This window comes from Sanguibacter sp. Z6_81 (genome assembly GCF_057180625.1).
Genome location: NZ_JBXUFV010000002.1, coordinates 563,115 through 580,005, shown reverse-complemented (window position 1 = coordinate 580,005; position 16,891 = coordinate 563,115). Strand labels below are relative to the sequence as shown.

The window sequence follows — 16,891 nt, the reverse complement described above, 5'->3', positions numbered from 1 at the left end:
CCGCCGTCCGAGCATCCAGGAAACACTGCAGCCGCCGTGCCCCCGTGGGCACGGCGGCTGCCGTGTTCTCCGGTCAGCGGCGCCAGGTCAGCGCTGGATCCAGACCGTCGTGTCCTGCGCGACATGGGTGACGGCGTCGAGGGCGCCGTCGACCTCCGGGTCGCTCGAGACGAGAACCCGGGCGCCGACCGGCAGCTGCACCGGGGTGTCGCCGAAGTTCGTCACGACGAGCACGTCGTTGTTGAGGAACGCGAGGACGGCGGGTGACGCGGTGAGCTCGTCGACCCAGCCCAGGGAGCCCAGTCCGAGGTCGTGCTCGCGGCGCAGCTCGAGCGCGCGGGCGTACATCCCGTACGTCGATCCGCGCGTCGTGCGCTGCACGTCCGCCGCGCACGCCCGGTACGTCTCCGGCTGCGGGAGCCACGACTCGCCGGTCGCGCTGAAGCCGTACGCGGGCTTGTCCGCCTCCCACGGGATCGGCACACGGCAGCCGTCGCGGCCGGCCTCGGTGTACCCGTTGCGCCACCAGGCCGGGTCCTGCCGGAGGTCGTCGTCGAGATCCGTGTGCTCGGGGAGGCCGAGCTCCTCGCCCTGGTAGAGGTACGCGGAGCCCGGCAGGCCGAGCATCTGCAGCGACGCCGCGCGGGCACGGCGCAGACCGAGCTCGGCGTCGGGCTGCGGGTCGGTGCGGCCGATGCCGTTGGGGCGCACCGCCGCGCCGGTGAGGCCCATGCGCGAGGCGTGGCGCACGACGTCGTGGTTGGACAGCACCCAGGTGGTGGGGGCACCCACCTCGTCGGAGGCCTGCAGCGAGGCCGTGACGACGGCGCGCAGCGCGGGGGCGCTCCATGCGGTCGTGAGATAGGAGAAGTTGAAGGCCTGGTGCATCTCGTCGCTGCGGACGTACCGCGCGAGCCGGGTGAGGGGCTCGACCCACGCCTCGGCGACGAGGGCGCGGTCTCCGTCGTAGTCCGCGAGGACCTTGTGCCACGCACGGTAGATGTCGTGCACGCCCTCCTGGTCGAACATGGGGCCGCTGTTGCCCGCCCCGGTGGATCCGTCAGCCTCGGTCGTGCCCTCGACCATCGCGACCTCGCCGTCCCAGTCGGGCAGACCTTCGGCCTTGACCATCCCGTGCGCGACGTCGATGCGGAACCCGTCGACGCCCTTGTCCAGCCAGAAGCGCAGGACGGACTCGAACTCTGACCGGACCTCCGGGTGCTCCCAGTCGAGGTCGGGCTGGCGGGTGTCGAACAGGTGCAGGTACCACTCGCCGTCGGTGATCCCGTCGGTCGCCGCGGCCTCGCGGTCGCTCACCCGGGTCCAGGCGGGGCCGCCGAAGATCGACTTCCAGTTGTTGGGGGGGAGCTCGCCGTTGTCACCCTTGCCCTCGCGGAAGATGTACCGCGCGCGCTCGGGGCTGCCGGGCCCGGCTGCGAGCGCCGCCGTGAACCAGGCGTGCTCGTCCGAGGTGTGGTTGGGAACGAGGTCGACGATGACCCGCAGGCCGAGGTCGTGCGCACGCTCGAGCAGCGTCTCGAAGTCCTCGAGGGTGCCGAACAGCGGGTCGACCTCGCGGTAGTCCGCGACGTCGTACCCCGCGTCGGCCTGGGGCGAGCGGTAGAACGGCGAGAGCCACAGGGCGTCGACACCGAGCGCACGCAGGTGGTCGAGCCTCGACGTGATGCCGGGGAGGTCACCGATTCCGTCGCCGTTGCCGTCGGCGAAGGACCGGGGGTAGACCTGGTAGATGACGGCGCTGCGCCACCACTCACGAGCGGTGTCGTTGGCGGGGTGGATGACGGTGACACCTGGGGAGGTCGTGGTGAGCGCTACGGGCGGCGCGTCCACAGGTGGCGAATCGATACGAGTCACGTCGACGAGTTCCTTGTCCTCTGGGATTGGGGGAGCGATCGGGGAGAGAAGGTCTAGGTCGCGCGCTGCGCCGAGTGCAGTCGCATCTCGGGCGAGGCGCCGGTCGAGTTGCGCACGATGAGCTCGGGGTGGAAGAGGAGCTCCGAACGTGGCGCGGGCGAGCCGTCGATGACCGAGATGAGCGCGCTGATGGCCGCATGGCTCATCGCGGACACGGGCTGACGGACGGTCGTGAGCGGCGGGTCCGTGAACGCGATGAGCGGCGAGTCGTCGTAGCCGATGACCGAGAGGTCGTCCGGGACGGAGAGGCGGCGCTGGTGCGCGGCCCGGACGGCGCCGAGCGCCATCATGTCGGAGCCGCAGACGATCGCGGTGTGCCCGCTGTCGATGAGGTCGCCGCCGGCGGCCTGGCCTCCCTCGACGGTGAAGAGCGAGGTGGCGATGTGCTCGCTCGCGTCGTCGATGCCGAGGTGCCGGGAGAGCGCGTCACGGAAGCCCTCGAGCTTGCGGCGGGCGGTGATGAAGCGGTCCGGGCCGATCGCCAGCCCGATCCGCTGGTGCCCGAGCGAGGCGAGATGGCGTACGGCGAGCTCCATCGCGGCGACGTCGTCGGCAGAGACGAAGGGCGCGTCCACCTCGGGCGCGAAGCCGTTGATGAAGACGAGGGGGACGCCCCGGCTGCGCAGCTGGTCGTAGCGGGTGCGGCTCGCGTGGATGTCGGCGTGCAGGCCGGAGACGAAGAGGATGCCGTCGATCGAGTGGTCGAGCAGCATCTCGATGTACTCGTCCTCGGTGGTGCCACCCGGGGACTGGGTGCACAGGAGCGGGGTGTACCCGCGCTGGGAGAGCATGCTCTCGATGGTCTGGGCGAAGGCAGGGAAGACGGGGTTGGTGAGCTCGGGGACGATGAGCCCGACGAGTCCCGCCGACCGGTTCCGCAACTTCTCGGGGCGCTCGTAGCCCAGGACGTCGAGGGCCGCGAGGACCGCTTGCCGCGTCTCGGAGGCGACGCCGACCTTGCCGTTGAGCACCCGCGAGACGGTCGCGGTGCTCACGCCGGCCTGCTTCGCGAGGTCGGTGAGACGGGTCTTGGGTCCAGGGCCGTCGGATGGGATCGCAGACACGCCAGACCTCCTTGTCGTCGAGCGGGACGGATCCCCGGGTCGATGGGTACGTGCGCTTGCAACAACTTACAGTAAGCCAATCGCGCGGCAACGGCGGTCGAGATCCGCAGAGATCCGCCGTCAATCTGCAACGAACAGGACGAAATTTCGATGCGAACCTGATTGTTGCCTGAAAGTTGCTGCAAGACCTTGCAGGTTGTGCCAAGCAGCGGTTAGCGTCCTGAGGACAGGGCCGACGACGGTGGATGACACCGGCCGCGGCCGGAACACCCTCACCACTTGGAGACTCACGATGCGACGGAGCATCCTACTGACCGGCCTCGTGGCCACGAGCCTCACCCTTGCCGCGTGCGGCACGAACGACGAGGCCACCGACAGCACCGCCTCGGACGCCCCTGCGGCGGAGAGCTCGGACAACGCCCTGACGATCTGGGTCGACGACACCCGCGAGGCACCCGTCGCGGCGGCTGCCGAGGCCTTCACCGAGGAGACCGGCGTCGAGGTCGAGCTCGTCCAGAAGAACTTCGACGACATCCGGCCCGACTTCCTCGCGCAGGTCCCGACCGGCGAGGGCCCCGACATCACCGTCGGTGCCCACGACTGGCTCGGCGAGTTCGTCAACAACGGCGTCGTCGCCCCGCTGGAGATCGGCGAGAAGGCCGCGGAGTTCGACGAGGTCGCGCTCCAGGTCTACACGCTCGACGGACAGCTCTACGGCCTGCCGTACGCGGTCGAGAACGTCGCGCTCATCCGCAACACGGCCCTCGCACCCGAGGCCCCCGCGACGTGGGACGACATGGTCGCAGCAGGTCAGGCGGCCGGTACCCCGTTCCCCGTGCTCATCCAGAGCAACGGTGAGGCCGGCGACCCGTACACGCACTACCCGATGCAGACGTCGTTCGGCTCGACGGTCTTCGCGCAGGACGCGGAAGGCATGTACACGAGCGAGCTGACCCTCGGCGGTGAGGCCGGCCAGGCCTACGCCGCGTGGCTCGCCGAGCAGGGTGCCGCGGGCATCCTCGACATCGACACGACGTACGACATCGTCGTCGAGGAGTTCAAGAACGGGAACTCGCCGTTCATCATCGGCGGCCCGTGGATGGTCGCGTCGTTCGAGGGCCTCGACCTCGCGATCGACCCCGTCCCGTCCGCAGGCGGACAGCCGTCGCAGCCGTTCATGGGGGCCCCCGGGTTCTTCGTCAACGGTGAGAGCGACAACCAGCTCCTCGCGAACGAGTTCCTCACCGACTACATGTCCACGACCGAGGCACAGGTCGCGCTGTACGAGGTCGGTGACCGTCTCCCGGCGCTCACCGCCGCGGCCGAGGAGGTCGCCGCGAGCGACCCGATCGTCGCCGGCTTCCGCGACGCCGCGGCCGACGCCGTCCCCGCACCGTCCATCCCCGAGATGGCATCGGTGTGGACGTTCTGGGGCAACACCGAGGCAGCGATCGTCTCTGGCAAGGCCACCCCGGCCGAGGCCTGGGACAAGATGGTCGTCGACATCCAGAGCGCGATCGACGCGGCATCCTGACCCTCGGATGACCCACGTATGACCGGCGTGGCCCGCCCCGACCTGGGGCGGGCCACGCCGCAGGCCGTCGGCTCCGGGCCGGCCGCCTGCACCCCGATCTTTCTGCTGGAGCCCCGCCAGGGCGAGACGGCCCGGCACGTCGCACGGAGGAACACATGAGCGCCCCCCATCAGCTGGACGAGGCCGAGGTGCAGCGTCCCTCGACACCGGGGTCGTCCTCGGTCTCCCACGCGCGAGACTTCCGTCGCGGGTTCTTCGTCAAGCTCGCGATCGTCGCGATCCTCGATGCCCTCGGCGTGTACGTCGTCATCTCCGCCTTCGCGGTCGACTCGCTGGTCATCGCGTGGAGCATGATCGCGCTGCTCGTGCTGCTCAACCTCGTGTACTTCACGAAGCGCGCGCTGCCGATGAAGTACCTGCTGCCGGGTGTCGCCTTCCTCTTCATCTACCAGATCTTCACGATCGGGTACACGGGCTACGTCGCGTTCACCAACTACGGCGACGGTCACAACGGCACGAAGGAGCAGGCCGTCGCGGCGCTCCTCGCGCAGAACGAGAAGCGGGTCGAGGGCACCGAGAGCTACCCGCTCGTCGTGCTCAGCGACGGCGACTCGCTGGGATTCGCGATCGTCGACGGCGACGACGTCCGCGCGGGCACGGCGCAGGAGCCGCTCTCCGTCGTCGACGCCGAGGTGACCGACGGGACCATCACCGAGGTCTCCGGCTTCGACATCCTTGACCGCCAGGAGGTGCTCGCAGAGCAGCGGGCCGTCGCCGACCTGCGCGTCGCGTTCTCGGACGACCCGGAGAGCGGCTCGATCCGCACGCAGGACGGGCGCAACGGCTACGTCTACGAGTCGGTCCTCGAGTACGACGAGGCCGCCGACACGATGACCAACACCGAGACGGGTGTGGTCTACACGGCGAACGACGAGGGGCAGTTCGAGGCGGCCGACGGCCAGAAGCTCAACGTCGGCTGGCGGGTGTTCACCGGTCTCGACAACCTCAAGACCGCCTTCGGCGACGAGCGCTACTCGGTGCCGTTCGTCAAGGTGCTCATCTGGACCTTCGTCTTCGCGATCGTCTCGGTCGCCGGGACGTTCTTCATCGGGCTGTTCTTCGCCATCGTGCTCAACGACCCCCGGCTGCGGTTCCGGCGCCTCATGCGGGCGCTGCTCATCCTCCCGTACGCGTTCCCGGCCTTCATGTCCTTCCTGCTCTGGCGGGGGATGCTCAACACGAAGTACGGCTTCATCAACGAGACGTTCCTCGGTGGGATGGACGTCAACTGGCTCGGCGACCCGGTCCTCGCGCGGCTCGCCGTCCTCGGGGTCCAGATGTGGGTGGGATTCCCCTACATGTTCCTCATCGCGACCGGAGCGCTCCAGTCGATCCCGGCCGAGACCATCGAGGCAGCGAAGATCGACGGCGCCGGCCCGCTGCGGATCTGGAGATCGGTGACGATGCCGCTGCTGCTCATCGCCGTGACTCCGCTGCTCATCTCGTCGTTCGCCTTCAACTTCAACAACTTCAACATCATCGAGATGCTCACCGGGGGAGGGCCGATGTTCCGGGACGCCTCCGTGCCGATCGGCTCGACCGACATCCTCATCACGATGGTGTACTCCATCTCCGGGCTCGACGGTGGTGCGCCCAAGAACTACGGGCTCGCCAGCGCCCTGTCGATCATCATCTTCCTGATCGTCGCGACGATCTCGGTGATCAGCTTCAAGAAGTCGCGCGCACTCGAGGAGATCAACTGACATGTCGACCGCCACCGTCCCCCAGCAGGACCTCCCGAGCGACCGCCGCACGTCCGCACGCCGCCGCTGGTGGCGCGAGGTGGGCTGGCGCTACGTCGTCGGCGTCCTCGCGATCGCCTACGCGGGCTTCCCGATCCTCTACATCCTCTCGGCGTCGGTCTCCGACGGCGGGACGCTGACAGGATCGACGAGGCTGTTCAGCTCCTTCACCTGGGACAACTTCGTCGCACTCGGCGACACGAAGTTCTGGACATGGGTGGTGAACACCCTCGTCATCGGGACGGTCACCTCGATCGGTACCGTCCTCATGGGTGCGGCGGCCGCGTACGCCTTCTCCCGGTTCCGCTTCCAGGGACGTCGCCTGGGGCTCACGAGCCTCCTCGTCGTGCAGATGTTCCCGCAGGTGCTCGCCTTCGTCGCGGTGTTCCTCCTGCTGCTCAGCCTGGGCGAGGTCATCCCGATCCTCGGGCTGAACTCCCGGCTCGCGCTCATCATGGTCTACCTCGGTGGCGCACTCGGGGTGAACACGTTCCTCATGTACGGGTTCTTCAACACGATCCCGATGGAGCTCGACGAGGCCGCGAAGATCGACGGTGCGTCCCACGCACAGATCTTCTGGACCATCATCCTGCGGCTCGTGGCGCCGATCCTCGCGGTGGTCGCGCTCCTGTCCTTCGTCGGCACCTTCTCCGACTTCCTGCTCGCCAAGCTGATCCTCCAGTCCGAGGGGAACTGGACGCTCGCGGTCGGGCTCTACCAGTGGGTCTCCGACCAGCTGTCCGCGAACTGGGGCATCTTCGCGGCCGGGGCCGTCATCAGCGCGATCCCCGTCGTCGCGCTGTTCATCTTCTTGCAGAAGTACATCGTCTCGGGCCTGACGGCGGGGGCGGTCAAGGGATGAGCGACGCCGGTCACCTGCTCGGCGAGCCGCACCACGACGGATCGGCCCTGTACGTCTCGACGACGACGCCCGAGCTCGGGGAGCGCGTCACGGTCCGCCTGCGCGTCCCGGTCGCACGGCAGGAGCGCGCCGTGCACCTGCGGATGGTCCGCGACGGTGAGCCCCGCTTCGCGCCGATGCGGCTCGCGGAGCGGACGGCGACGGACCGGTGGTACGAGGGCGAGGTGCTCGTCCACAACCCCGTGACGTCCTACCGCTTCCTCCTCGACGAGCCCGGCGGCTACCAGTGGCTCAACGGCCGCGGGCTGTTCGCGCGGGAGGTCCCGGACGCGGCGGACTTCCGGCTCACCGTGCACGCCCCGGCACCGCGCTGGATGGCCGAGACGGTCGTCTACCAGATCTTCCCGGACCGCTTCGCACGCAGCGGTGCCGAGCGCGAGGTGCCGGACTGGGCGGTGCCTGCCGACTGGGACGACGAGCCGATCGCGGCGGGGCCGGGCGTCGGCGAGCAGTTCTACGGGGGTGACCTGCGAGGCGTCGAGGAGCACCTCGACCACCTCAGCGACCTGGGCGTGGGCGCGGTCTACCTCACCCCGATCTTCCCGGGGCGCTCCAACCACCGGTACGACGCGAGCACCTTCTCGCACGTGGACCCCGTGCTCGGCGGTGACGAGGCGCTCGTCTCGCTGTCCGCTGCGGTGCACGCGCGCGGCATGCGGATCCTCGGGGACATCACGACGAACCACACGGGCGTGTCCCACGAATGGTTCGCCACCGCGACCGACGACCCGAGCAGCGAGGAGGCGTCCTTCTACTACTGGACGCAGGACGAGCCCGGCTACGTCAGCTGGCTCGAGCACGCGTCCCTGCCGAAGCTCGACCACTCCGCACCCGCGCTCGCGGACCGGATGACGTCGGGGCCGGGCTCCGTCATCGGCAGGTGGCTCGCGGAGCCGTTCGCGCTCGACGGATGGCGGGTCGATGTCGCGAACATGACCGGGCGCTATGCGGACCAGGACGTCACCCACGAGGTCGCGCGCGCGATCAGGGCGACGATGGACGAGGTCAACCCGGAGTCGGTGCTCGTCGCGGAGCACTTCCACGACGCGGGTGCCGACGTCGTGGGCGACGGCTGGCACGGCACCATGAACTACTCCGCGTTCACCCGACCGGTGTGGTCGTGGGTCGTGGACCCGGGCGCCGAGCTGCCCGCGACGGGGATGCCCGTCCCGCTCCCGCGCCGCTCCGGCGGAGCCATGGTCGACACGATGCGAGATTTCGACTCCGCGGTGCCCTGGAAGGTCCTGGCGACGCAGTGGAACATGCTCGGGTCGCACGACACCCCGCGCCTGCGGACCCTTGCCGGGAGCCTGGCGATGGTCGAGGTGGCAGCTGGTCTGCTCTTCACCTACCCCGGGACACCGGTGATGTTCGCGGGGGACGAGATCGGTGCCACCGGCACCACCGGTGAGCACGGCCGCGTCACCATGCCCTGGGACGCTCCGGCGCGCTGGGACGACGACACCCTCGCGGTGTACCGCCGTCTCATCGCGCTGCGCCGCGACGTGGCGGCGCTGCGCGAGGGTGGTCTGCGGTGGGCCGTCGTGGAGGACGACGCCGTCGCCTTCCTGCGGGAGACGCCGGACGAGAGCGTCCTCGTGCTCGTCGCCCGCGGGCCGTGGTCGGGCGCAGCCCTGCCTGCGGGCGTGTGCGACGGCACACCCGAGACGTTGTACGGCACGCGCGGGCTCGACCGGTCCGAGCGGGGCTGGGAGCTGCCCGGCGACGGCCCGGCCGTCGGCGTGTGGCGCGTGGGGTAGTGGCGACGCCGCGGACCTGTGCGCGCACGCTCCTGCGCCGCACAGGGTGTGGCTAGGGTTGGACCGTGCCCACACCACACACGACCGTCGACCCGCTCGGCACCGGCTACTCCAGCGCCGACCGGCAACGCTGGGTCAGCGAGGCCCCGAAGAGCAAAGCCAGGACGCCCTTCGAGCGTGACCGCGCGAGGATCGTGCACTCGTCCGCGCTGCGCCGGCTCGGCGCGAAGACCCAGGTGCTCGGTCCGGAGTCCGACGACTTCATCCGGACGCGGCTGACCCATACCCTCGAGGTCGCCCAGGTGGGCCGCGAGCTCGGCAAGGCACTGGGGTGCGACCCGGACGTCGTCGACACCGCGTGCCTCGCGCACGACCTCGGGCACCCGCCGTTCGGGCACAACGGCGAGCGTGCGCTCGCGTACCTCGCCAGCTCGATCGGGGGGTTCGAGGGCAACGCGCAGACGTTGCGCCTGCTCACCCGGCTCGAGGGCAAGGTCTTCGCCCCCGACGGGTCAGCAGCCGGCCTCAACCTCACCCGGGCCAGTCTCGATGCGTCCGTGAAGTACCCGTGGGCGTACCAGCAGGGACCGGTCGGTCTCGACGGCCGGCCCACGCACAAGTTCGGGGTGTACACCGACGACCTCCCGGTGTTCGAGTGGCTGCGCGAGGGCGCACCCGCCGGTGTGAAGTGCCTCGAGGCCCAGGTCATGGACCTCGCGGACGACATCTCCTACTCCGTGCACGACGTCGAGGACGGCATCGTCGGCGGCCGGTTCGACCTCGCGGTGCTCGCGGCCGACGAGGAGCGGGCGAGGGTGATCGACGCGGTCGAGGCCTGGTACGGACACCTCGTCTCGCCCGACGGTCTGCGGGCGGCCATCGACCGCCTCGATGCCGCCGGGCTGCTCCTCCACGGGTTCGACGGGTCCCGGCGGGCGCTCGCGGTCCTCAAGGACACGACGAGCCAGCTCATCGGGCGGTTCGCGAAGGCCGCGGAGGAGGCCACCCGCGCGGAGTACGGCGACGGCCCCCTCACGCGGTACGCCGCCACCCTCATCGTGCCGGCCCACACCCTCGCTGAGATCCTCGTGCTCAAGGGCCTCGCGGTCGCCTACATCATGGCGCCGCGCGAGGGCGAGCCCCTGTACATCAGGCAGCGCGAGCTCATCGCGGACCTCGTGACGACCATCGCCGAGCGGGCACCCGTGGCGCTCGAGCCGGCGTTCGCCGTCGACTGGAAGGAGGCCGCGGACGACGCGGCGCGCCTGCGGGTCGTCATCGACCAAGTGGCCTCGCTCACGGACGTCAGTGCCGCGCACTGGCACGCGCGCCTCGTCCAGCCGGGACGGTCGACGACGTACGTGTGACCGCACGTCCCGGACCTCGCCGGAGCGGGCGTCGGGCGCCGTCGGCCCCCGGTGGCCGCGGAGCCTAGACTCGACGGTGTGGCAGGGCTCATCAAGCGCGAAGACGTGGACGCGGTCCGGGAGAAGGCGCGCATCGAGGAGATCGTCGGCGAGCAGGTGACGCTGCGGTCCGCGGGTGTCGGCTCGATGAAGGGTCTGTGTCCCTTCCACGACGAGCGCTCCCCGTCGTTCCACGTGCGCCCCCAGGTGGGTCGCTGGCACTGCTTCGGGTGCAACGAGGGCGGCGACGTCATCTCCTTCGTGCAGAAGATCGACGGTCTCGGCTTCACCGAGGCGGTCGAGCACCTCGCCAGCCGTGTCGGGCTCCAGCTGCGGTACGAGGAGGGCAACGGTCCGCGGCGGACCGAGGAGCCCGGAAAGCGGCAGCGGCTCATCGAGGCTCACCGCATCGCCGGTGCCTACTTCATGGAGCAGCTCCTGACCCCCGAGGCGGCGGTCGGCCGGACGTTCCTCGCCGAGCGCAGCTTCGACCGCGCGGACGCCGAGCACTTCGGTGTGGGGTACGCCCCCAACGGGTGGGACAACCTCATGCGACACCTCCGGGGTCGCGGGTTCACGGAGCCGGAGCTCATGGCCTCGGGCCTCGTCAGCCAGGGGAGCCGTGGCGTCTACGACCGCTTCCGCGGTCGCCTCATGTGGCCGATCCGCGACGTCACCGGTGAGACGATCGGCTTCGGCGCGCGCAAGCTCTACGACGAGGACCAGGGGCCCAAGTACCTCAACACCCCCGAGACCGCCCTGTACAAGAAGTCGCAGGTGCTCTACGGCATCGACCTCGCGAAGCGGGACATCGCCAAGAACAAGCAGGTCGTCGTCGTCGAGGGCTACACGGACGTCATGGCGGCGCACCTGTCGGGCGTGACGACAGCGGTCGCGACCTGCGGTACCGCGTTCGGCCCTGACCACGTGCGCTTCGTGCGCAGGCTCGTGGGGGACACGAGCGCGGGCGGTGGGGTACGCCTCGCCGGTGGCGGTTCCTCCGGCGGGGAGATCATCTTCACCTTCGACGGTGACGCGGCGGGCCAGAAGGCCGCGCTGCGGGCGTTCGGCGAGGACCAGAAGTTCTACGCCCAGACGTTCGTGGCCGTCGAGCCGAGCGGCATGGACCCGTGCGAGCTGCGCCAGGCGCGCGGGCCGCAGGCCGTCCAGGCGCTCGTCGAGGGCCGCCAGCCGCTCTTCGAGTTCGTCATCCGCACGACGCTCGCCGCCCACGACCTCGAGACCGCCGAGGGGCGCGTGGCCGCCCTGCGATCGGCCGCGCCGATCGTTGCCGGCATCCGGGACACCGCGCTGCGCCCGGAGTACGCGCGGATGCTCGCGGGCTGGCTCGGGATGGATGGCGAGACCGTGCGTCGCGCCGTCAACGACGCAGGTCGGGGCGGTGCCCAGGGCGCCGCAGGGGCACCAGGGCGGCAGGGTTCCGGGTCACCGTCCGGCGACCGTGGTCAGGTGCCGGCGCGCTCCGCAGCCGGGAGTGCGAACACCCGGGCGAGCCAGGACGACCCGATCGCGCGGCTCGAGCGCCAGACCCTCGAGGTGCTGCTCCAGTACCCGCACCTCGTACCCGCCGACAAGGTCGACCAGCTCCCCGGGGACGCGTTCACCGTCCCGGCCTGGCGCGCGGTCCATGAGGCTGTCCGTGCCGCCGGCGGCCTGGGCGCCGCCAGCTCGCTCCCCGACTCCGGATGGGTGGGGCTCGTCACCGAGGCCGCCTCGGAGCCCGTCGTCGCGCTCGTCAACGAGCTGGCGGTGGCGCCCCTGCCCGAGGATCGGCCGAGCGCCATCGAGGACTACGCCCGCGGTGTCGTGCGAGCGTTCCTCGAGCTCGGCATGACCCGGCGGATCGGCGACGCGAAGAGCCGTCTCCAGCGGATCGACCCGGTCGCCGACGCCGAGGCGTACCAGCAGGCGTTCGCCGATCTCCTGCACCTCGAGACGGAGCGACGAGAGCTGCGTGACGGCGCCGGATAGCGGAGGTCGTCCCAGGACGCCAGAAAAACGGATACGCAGGACGGGAATCGCGGTACGGTCACGTCCGTGACCCGGACCTGGATCGACACCGCCCTGCTTCCCCGCCTGCGCATCGCCCGGCTCCTGCCCACCGGCGGGCTGTGGCTCGTGGCCCTTCTCCTCGTCCTCAACGTCCTCCTCGGCCTGGCGCCCGTAGCCTTCATCGTCGGGACGAGCGTCGTCGTCGGGAAGGTCCCTGGCGCCGTCGCCGAGGGCGTCGGCGGCGCGGCGTGGGACGAGCTCGTGTGGGTGTTCGTCCTCACCGCTGCCGTCTTCTGCCTCCAGCAGGTCCTCGCACCGCTGCAGACAGCGGTGGGCGCGGCCCTCGAACGGCGGGTCGACGGTCGTCTGCGCGATCGCTTCGTCGCGGGCGCACTGTCCTCCACCGGCATCGGCCCGATGGAGGACCAGCGCACGCTCGACGCCCTGAGTGAGGCGAGCCGCCAGATGGACTCGAGCTTCCAGACCCCCGGTGCCGCGTGCTCGGGCGTCCTCGCGCTCGTCGCGCGGTACGTGCGGCTCCTGGGGTACGCCGTCATCGTTGCGCTCGTCGCCTCCGGCTGGGCTGCGCTGGCGCTCGTCGGAGCCACGATGGTGTTCCGGTACGGGCAGCGCGGCGGGCTGCGGAAGTACTTCAGCGTGTGGGCGACGGTCGTCGGGCACCGACGCAGGTCCTTCTACCTGCGCGAGGTCGCGATGGGGCCGGCCGCCGCCAAGGAGCTGCGCGTCTTCGGGCTCACCGGGTGGTTCGGGGACCGGTACGACGAGGCGAGCCGGGCGATGCTCGCTCCCGTGACCGCACGCCGGCGCACCGTGTACCTGTGGCCCTACTTCCTCTACACGGTCATCGGGCTCGGGGTGGGTGCGTTCGTCATCGTCACGCTCGCCCGCGGCGCCGCTGCCGGGGACATCAGCCTCACCGGGCTGACGCTCGGCCTGCAGGCCGTGGTGGCTGCGCTCCTCCTGGGGGAGTACTACCCCGAGGCGGACGTCGCGACCCAGTACGGGATGCTGTCGATGACCGCACTGACGACGTTCGAGGAGCGGCTGGGCGAGGCAGCCGCTCTGGGACGTGCGCCCGGGACGGCCCCCGTCCCACCACGCAGCCCGGAGTCGTCCCTCCGGTTCGAGGGCGTCGACTTCCAGTACCCCGGGTCGGGCAGACCTGTCCTCGACGGTCTGGACCTCGAGCTGCCGGCCGGACGCTGCACGGCCGTGGTCGGTGTCAACGGTGCCGGGAAGACGACGCTCGTCAAGCTCCTCACGCGGCTCTACGAGCCCACGTCAGGACGCATCACCTCGGACGGGACGGACATCGCGGAGCTCGACGTCGACGCGTGGCGCCGGCAGGTGAGCGTGATCTTCCAGGACTTCGTCCGCTACGAGCTCTCGGCCGCCGACAACATCGCGCTCGGCGCCGCGTATGCGCCCCGGAGCACCGAGCGCATCCGTGCCAGTGCTGACGCAGCAGGGATCCTCGACGTCCTCGACGGCCTGCCCCGGGGCATCGACTCGCCGCTCGCGCGGGCCTACGAGGACGGCGCCGACCTGTCCGGCGGCCAGTGGCAGCGGGTCGCCATCGCCCGGTCGCTCTACGCCCTCGCGAGCGGAGCGCGGGTCCTCGTGCTCGACGAGCCGACCTCCGCGCTCGACGTGCGTGCGGAGGCAGCGTTCTTCGACCAGTTCGTCGACCTCACGCGGGGGGTGACGTCCCTGCTCATCTCGCACCGCTTCTCCAGCGTCCGGCGCGCCGACCACATCGTCGTCGTCGACGAGGGACGGCTCGTCGAGCAGGGCAGCCACGACGAGCTCATGGCGCTCGACGGGCACTATGCCGGACTCTTCCGGCTCCAGGCCGAGCAGTTCGGCGACACCGAGCCGCTCGACCCCGACGACGACCTCGTCGCCAGCGCCGCGCCGACCGACGGAGGAGCATCATGATCGACACCCTCAAGGGCGTGGGCGCCCTGATGCGCCTGGCGTACCGCACGGACCCGCGACGGTTCGTCGTCGCGCTCGTCCTCATGCTGCTGCAGTCCGTGGCACTGCCCCTCGCTGCGCCCGCGCTCGGAGGGCTCACCGACGCCGCCGTCTCGGGCGACGCCAGCAGTGCGACGGCCTACGCCGTCGCGGTGGCGGCGCTCGTCATCGCGGCCCTGACCGCCGGCCACTTCGCGCACATCTTCTACTTCGAGCTCGGGGACCTGGCCGTGCTGCGGCTCGAGCGGGACCTCATCGACGTGACGAACGGCTCGCCCGGGCTCGAGCACCACGAGCGCCCGGACTACGCCGACAAGCTCCAGGTCCTGCGCACGGAGCTGCACCGCTCGGGCTGGGGATCGATGCAGGCCCTGCTGTCGAGCATCGGCCTCGCCATCGCAGTGGTCATCACGGCCGTGCTCCTCGCAGGGCTCAACCCCTGGCTCCTCGCGCTCCCGCTGGCAGCGGTTCCGCCCCTCCTGCTCGGCAAGCGGGCGGAGTCCGTCGCGGCGGCGGCGCGAGAGGCGGCGGCCCTCGAGAACCGACGAGCACGGCACCTCTTCGGGCTCGCGACCGACCCTGGCCCGGCGAAGGAGCTGCGGGTCTGCGGTCTCGGCCCCGAGGTGCGGGAACGTCAGAAGCTCTCCTGGGAGACCGCCACGGCCCTGCTCTGGCGGGGGGAGATGCGCGCGAGCGGACTGCGGGTCATGGGCCAGCTCGTGTTCGCCGTCGCGTACGTCGCTGCGACCATCCTCGTGGTGCGCGACGCCGTCGCCGGTGAGCACACGGTGGGGGACGTCGTCCTCGTGATCACGCTCGCCGCCCAGGTCAACGCCCAGGTGACGTCGGCCGTGACCATCCTCCAGCAGCTCCAGCGCAGTGCCCGGTCGCTCGTGACGCTCGACTGGCTCCGCGCCCTCGTCGCGCCCCGCGCGCCAAAGGACGGCACGACGCCGACGAGCGCACCGACCCGCCTGGAGCAGGGCATCACCTTCGCCGACGTGTCGTTCACGTACCCGGGGACGGACCGCCCGGTGCTCACGCGGGCGAACCTCCACCTGCCCGCCGGGTCGACCGTCGCGATCGTGGGGGAGAACGGCGCGGGCAAGACGACCCTCGTCAAGCTCCTGTGCCGCTTCTACGACGTGACGTCCGGTGCCGTGCTCGTCGACGGCACCGACCTGCGGTCCATCGACACCGAGTCCTGGCGGGAGCGGATCGCGGCGGGCTTCCAGGACTTCTCCCGGTTCGAGCTCGTCGCACGTCAGAACGTGGGCCTCGGCGACCTCCCGCACGTCGACTCGGACGACGCCGTGCTCGGGGCCCTCGACCGGGCGAGTGCCACGAGCATCCTCGAACGACTCGACGACGGCCTCGACACACCGCTCGGGAACAGTCACTCGGAGGGCACACAGCTCTCGGGCGGGCAGTGGCAGAAGCTGGCCCTCGGCCGGGCGATGATGCGTGAGCGCCCGTTGCTGCTCGTCCTCGACGAGCCGACGTCCGCACTCGACGCGGAGGCGGAGCACGACCTCTTCACGCGGTATGCGGAGAGCTCGCGCCGGGTGGCCGAGGTGACAGGAGCGGTGACGCTGCTCGTCTCGCACCGCTTCTCCACCGTGCGGATGGCAGACCTCATCATCGTCGTCGACGAGGGTGGGATCGCGGAGACGGGAACCCACGCCGAGCTGCTCGCGCGCGGCGGCATCTACTCGGAGCTGTTCACCCTGCAGGCGTCCGCCTACCGCTGAGGCACGGAAACAGAAGGCCCCTGACCTGCATCTCTGCAGGTCAGGGGCCTTCTGTGTGGGCTCCCGCGACTGGACTCGAACCAGTGACCGTCCGATTAACAGTCGGATGCTCTGCCAACTGAGCTACGCGGGATCGACCGAAGAAAACTCTAGCAGGCTCCCGCCGGTGCTCCGGACGCAGCTGCCAGCCGGGCGACGACGCGTCGGACGAGGGCTGCCGAGTCGGGCGAGCCGAGGTCCGCTCCTTCGTCCGCGACCACCTGGACGAACAGCTCGTCGTCGGGGGTGCGGCGTACCGCGACGCGTGCCGTGGAGCCGCGGGGGAGGGACACCGTCTCCGTGAGAAGGATGGACGCCTGCACGCGCTCGCGGAACGCCCGCAGGAACGCGGTGCGCTTCGTCGCGACGGACAGCGCCGTCGGGCGGGCCCCGTCGACCCAGTGCACCGTGAGCGTCGTGGAGTCCGGGTCCCACCGTGCCCGGTCGACGTCGTACCAGGCGCGGTCGAGGCCCGTCGTGCCTGCGGCGCTCGACACGAGGAGGCGCTGACGCGTCGCGACGGCCCACTGGCCGTCGACGAGCGGCGCCTGCCCGAGGACAGCGTCGCCGTGCGCGAGGTTCAGCGACCCGCGGACGGAGGTGGGCAGCACGTCCTTGCGTGTGAACAGAGCCATCCGCCCACCGTAGCCCGCGAGCGCGGGTGAAG

Annotated in this window: 11 protein-coding genes and 1 tRNA gene; 8 read left to right on the top strand and 4 right to left on the bottom strand. The window is 70.7% G+C overall.

The window, feature by feature from the left end; all coding sequences use genetic code 11:
* Window positions 1-87: 87 nt before the first annotated feature.
* Complete coding sequence (locus AC2AXK_RS07635) at window positions 88-1,875, bottom strand: glycoside hydrolase family 13 protein (protein ID WP_484344753.1); 1,788 nt, start codon at window positions 1,873-1,875, stop codon at window positions 88-90.
* A gap of 53 nt (window positions 1,876-1,928) precedes the next feature.
* Window positions 1,929-2,999, bottom strand: coding sequence for a LacI family DNA-binding transcriptional regulator (locus AC2AXK_RS07630; protein ID WP_484344752.1), 1,071 nt, complete (start codon window positions 2,997-2,999; stop codon window positions 1,929-1,931).
* Window positions 3,000-3,291: 292 nt separating this feature from the next.
* Here AC2AXK_RS07630 and AC2AXK_RS07625 point away from each other — a divergent pair, with 292 nt between their 5' ends.
* The 8 genes from AC2AXK_RS07625 to AC2AXK_RS07590 all read left to right on the top strand — a co-directional run bounded on the left by AC2AXK_RS07625 (window position 3,292) and on the right by AC2AXK_RS07590 (window position 16,185).
* Window positions 3,292-4,533: a sugar ABC transporter substrate-binding protein gene (locus AC2AXK_RS07625; protein ID WP_484344751.1), complete on the top strand. Its 1,242-nt coding sequence runs from the start codon at window positions 3,292-3,294 to the stop codon at window positions 4,531-4,533.
* A 155-nt stretch (window positions 4,534-4,688) separates the two neighbouring features.
* The gene (locus AC2AXK_RS07620; protein WP_484344750.1) at window positions 4,689-6,296 is read left to right on the top strand and encodes an ABC transporter permease subunit; all 1,608 of its coding nucleotides are present in this window, start codon (window positions 4,689-4,691) and stop codon (window positions 6,294-6,296) included.
* A gap of 1 nt (window position 6,297) precedes the next feature.
* Window positions 6,298-7,197 (top strand): sugar ABC transporter permease, encoded by a 900-nt coding sequence (locus AC2AXK_RS07615; protein WP_484344749.1) that lies wholly within the window; start codon window positions 6,298-6,300, stop codon window positions 7,195-7,197.
* Window positions 7,194-9,017 (top strand): glycoside hydrolase family 13 protein, encoded by a 1,824-nt coding sequence (locus AC2AXK_RS07610; protein WP_484344748.1) that lies wholly within the window; start codon window positions 7,194-7,196, stop codon window positions 9,015-9,017. Before AC2AXK_RS07615 ends, AC2AXK_RS07610 begins: the two co-directional genes overlap by 4 nt.
* 65 nt (window positions 9,018-9,082) lie before the next feature.
* The gene (locus tag AC2AXK_RS07605) at window positions 9,083-10,384 is read left to right on the top strand and encodes a deoxyguanosinetriphosphate triphosphohydrolase (protein WP_484344747.1); all 1,302 of its coding nucleotides are present in this window, start codon (window positions 9,083-9,085) and stop codon (window positions 10,382-10,384) included.
* A 78-nt stretch (window positions 10,385-10,462) separates the two neighbouring features.
* Window positions 10,463-12,415, top strand: a complete 1,953-nt coding sequence (gene dnaG / locus AC2AXK_RS07600) for a DNA primase (RefSeq protein WP_484344746.1) — start codon at window positions 10,463-10,465, stop codon at window positions 12,413-12,415.
* Between the two features lie 66 nt (window positions 12,416-12,481).
* On the top strand, window positions 12,482-14,395 hold the full coding sequence (locus tag AC2AXK_RS07595; RefSeq protein ID WP_484344745.1) for an ABC transporter ATP-binding protein: 1,914 nt from the start codon (window positions 12,482-12,484) through the stop codon (window positions 14,393-14,395).
* Window positions 14,392-16,185, top strand: coding sequence for an ABC transporter ATP-binding protein (locus tag AC2AXK_RS07590; protein WP_484344744.1), 1,794 nt, complete (start codon window positions 14,392-14,394; stop codon window positions 16,183-16,185). The genes AC2AXK_RS07595 and AC2AXK_RS07590 overlap by 4 nt, the downstream gene beginning before the upstream one ends.
* Before the next feature lie 60 nt (window positions 16,186-16,245).
* Here the strand turns inward: AC2AXK_RS07590 and AC2AXK_RS07585 are convergent.
* Both AC2AXK_RS07585 and AC2AXK_RS07580 read right to left on the bottom strand, forming a co-directional pair.
* Window positions 16,246-16,318: transfer RNA gene (locus AC2AXK_RS07585), tRNA-Asn, on the bottom strand.
* A gap of 16 nt (window positions 16,319-16,334) precedes the next feature.
* Entirely contained in the window at window positions 16,335-16,859 is a 525-nt protein-coding gene (locus tag AC2AXK_RS07580; RefSeq protein ID WP_484344743.1) for a hypothetical protein, read from the bottom strand.
* Window positions 16,860-16,891: the final 32 nt, after the last annotated feature.

Bases quoted from the DNA above. Each gene is read 5' to 3' on its own strand.
- AC2AXK_RS07615 (WP_484344749.1), top strand. From the start codon at position 6,298: ATGTCGACCGCCACCGTCCCCCAGCAGGACCTCCCGAGCGACCGCCGC.
- AC2AXK_RS07620 (WP_484344750.1), top strand. From the start codon at position 4,689: ATGAGCGCCCCCCATCAGCTGGACGAGGCCGAGGTGCAGCGTCCCTCG.
- AC2AXK_RS07610 (WP_484344748.1), top strand. From the start codon at position 7,194: ATGAGCGACGCCGGTCACCTGCTCGGCGAGCCGCACCACGACGGATCG.
- AC2AXK_RS07590 (WP_484344744.1), top strand. From the start codon at position 14,392: ATGATCGACACCCTCAAGGGCGTGGGCGCCCTGATGCGCCTGGCGTAC.
- AC2AXK_RS07625 (WP_484344751.1), top strand. From the start codon at position 3,292: ATGCGACGGAGCATCCTACTGACCGGCCTCGTGGCCACGAGCCTCACC.
- AC2AXK_RS07580 (WP_484344743.1), bottom strand. From the start codon at position 16,859: ATGGCTCTGTTCACACGCAAGGACGTGCTGCCCACCTCCGTCCGCGGG.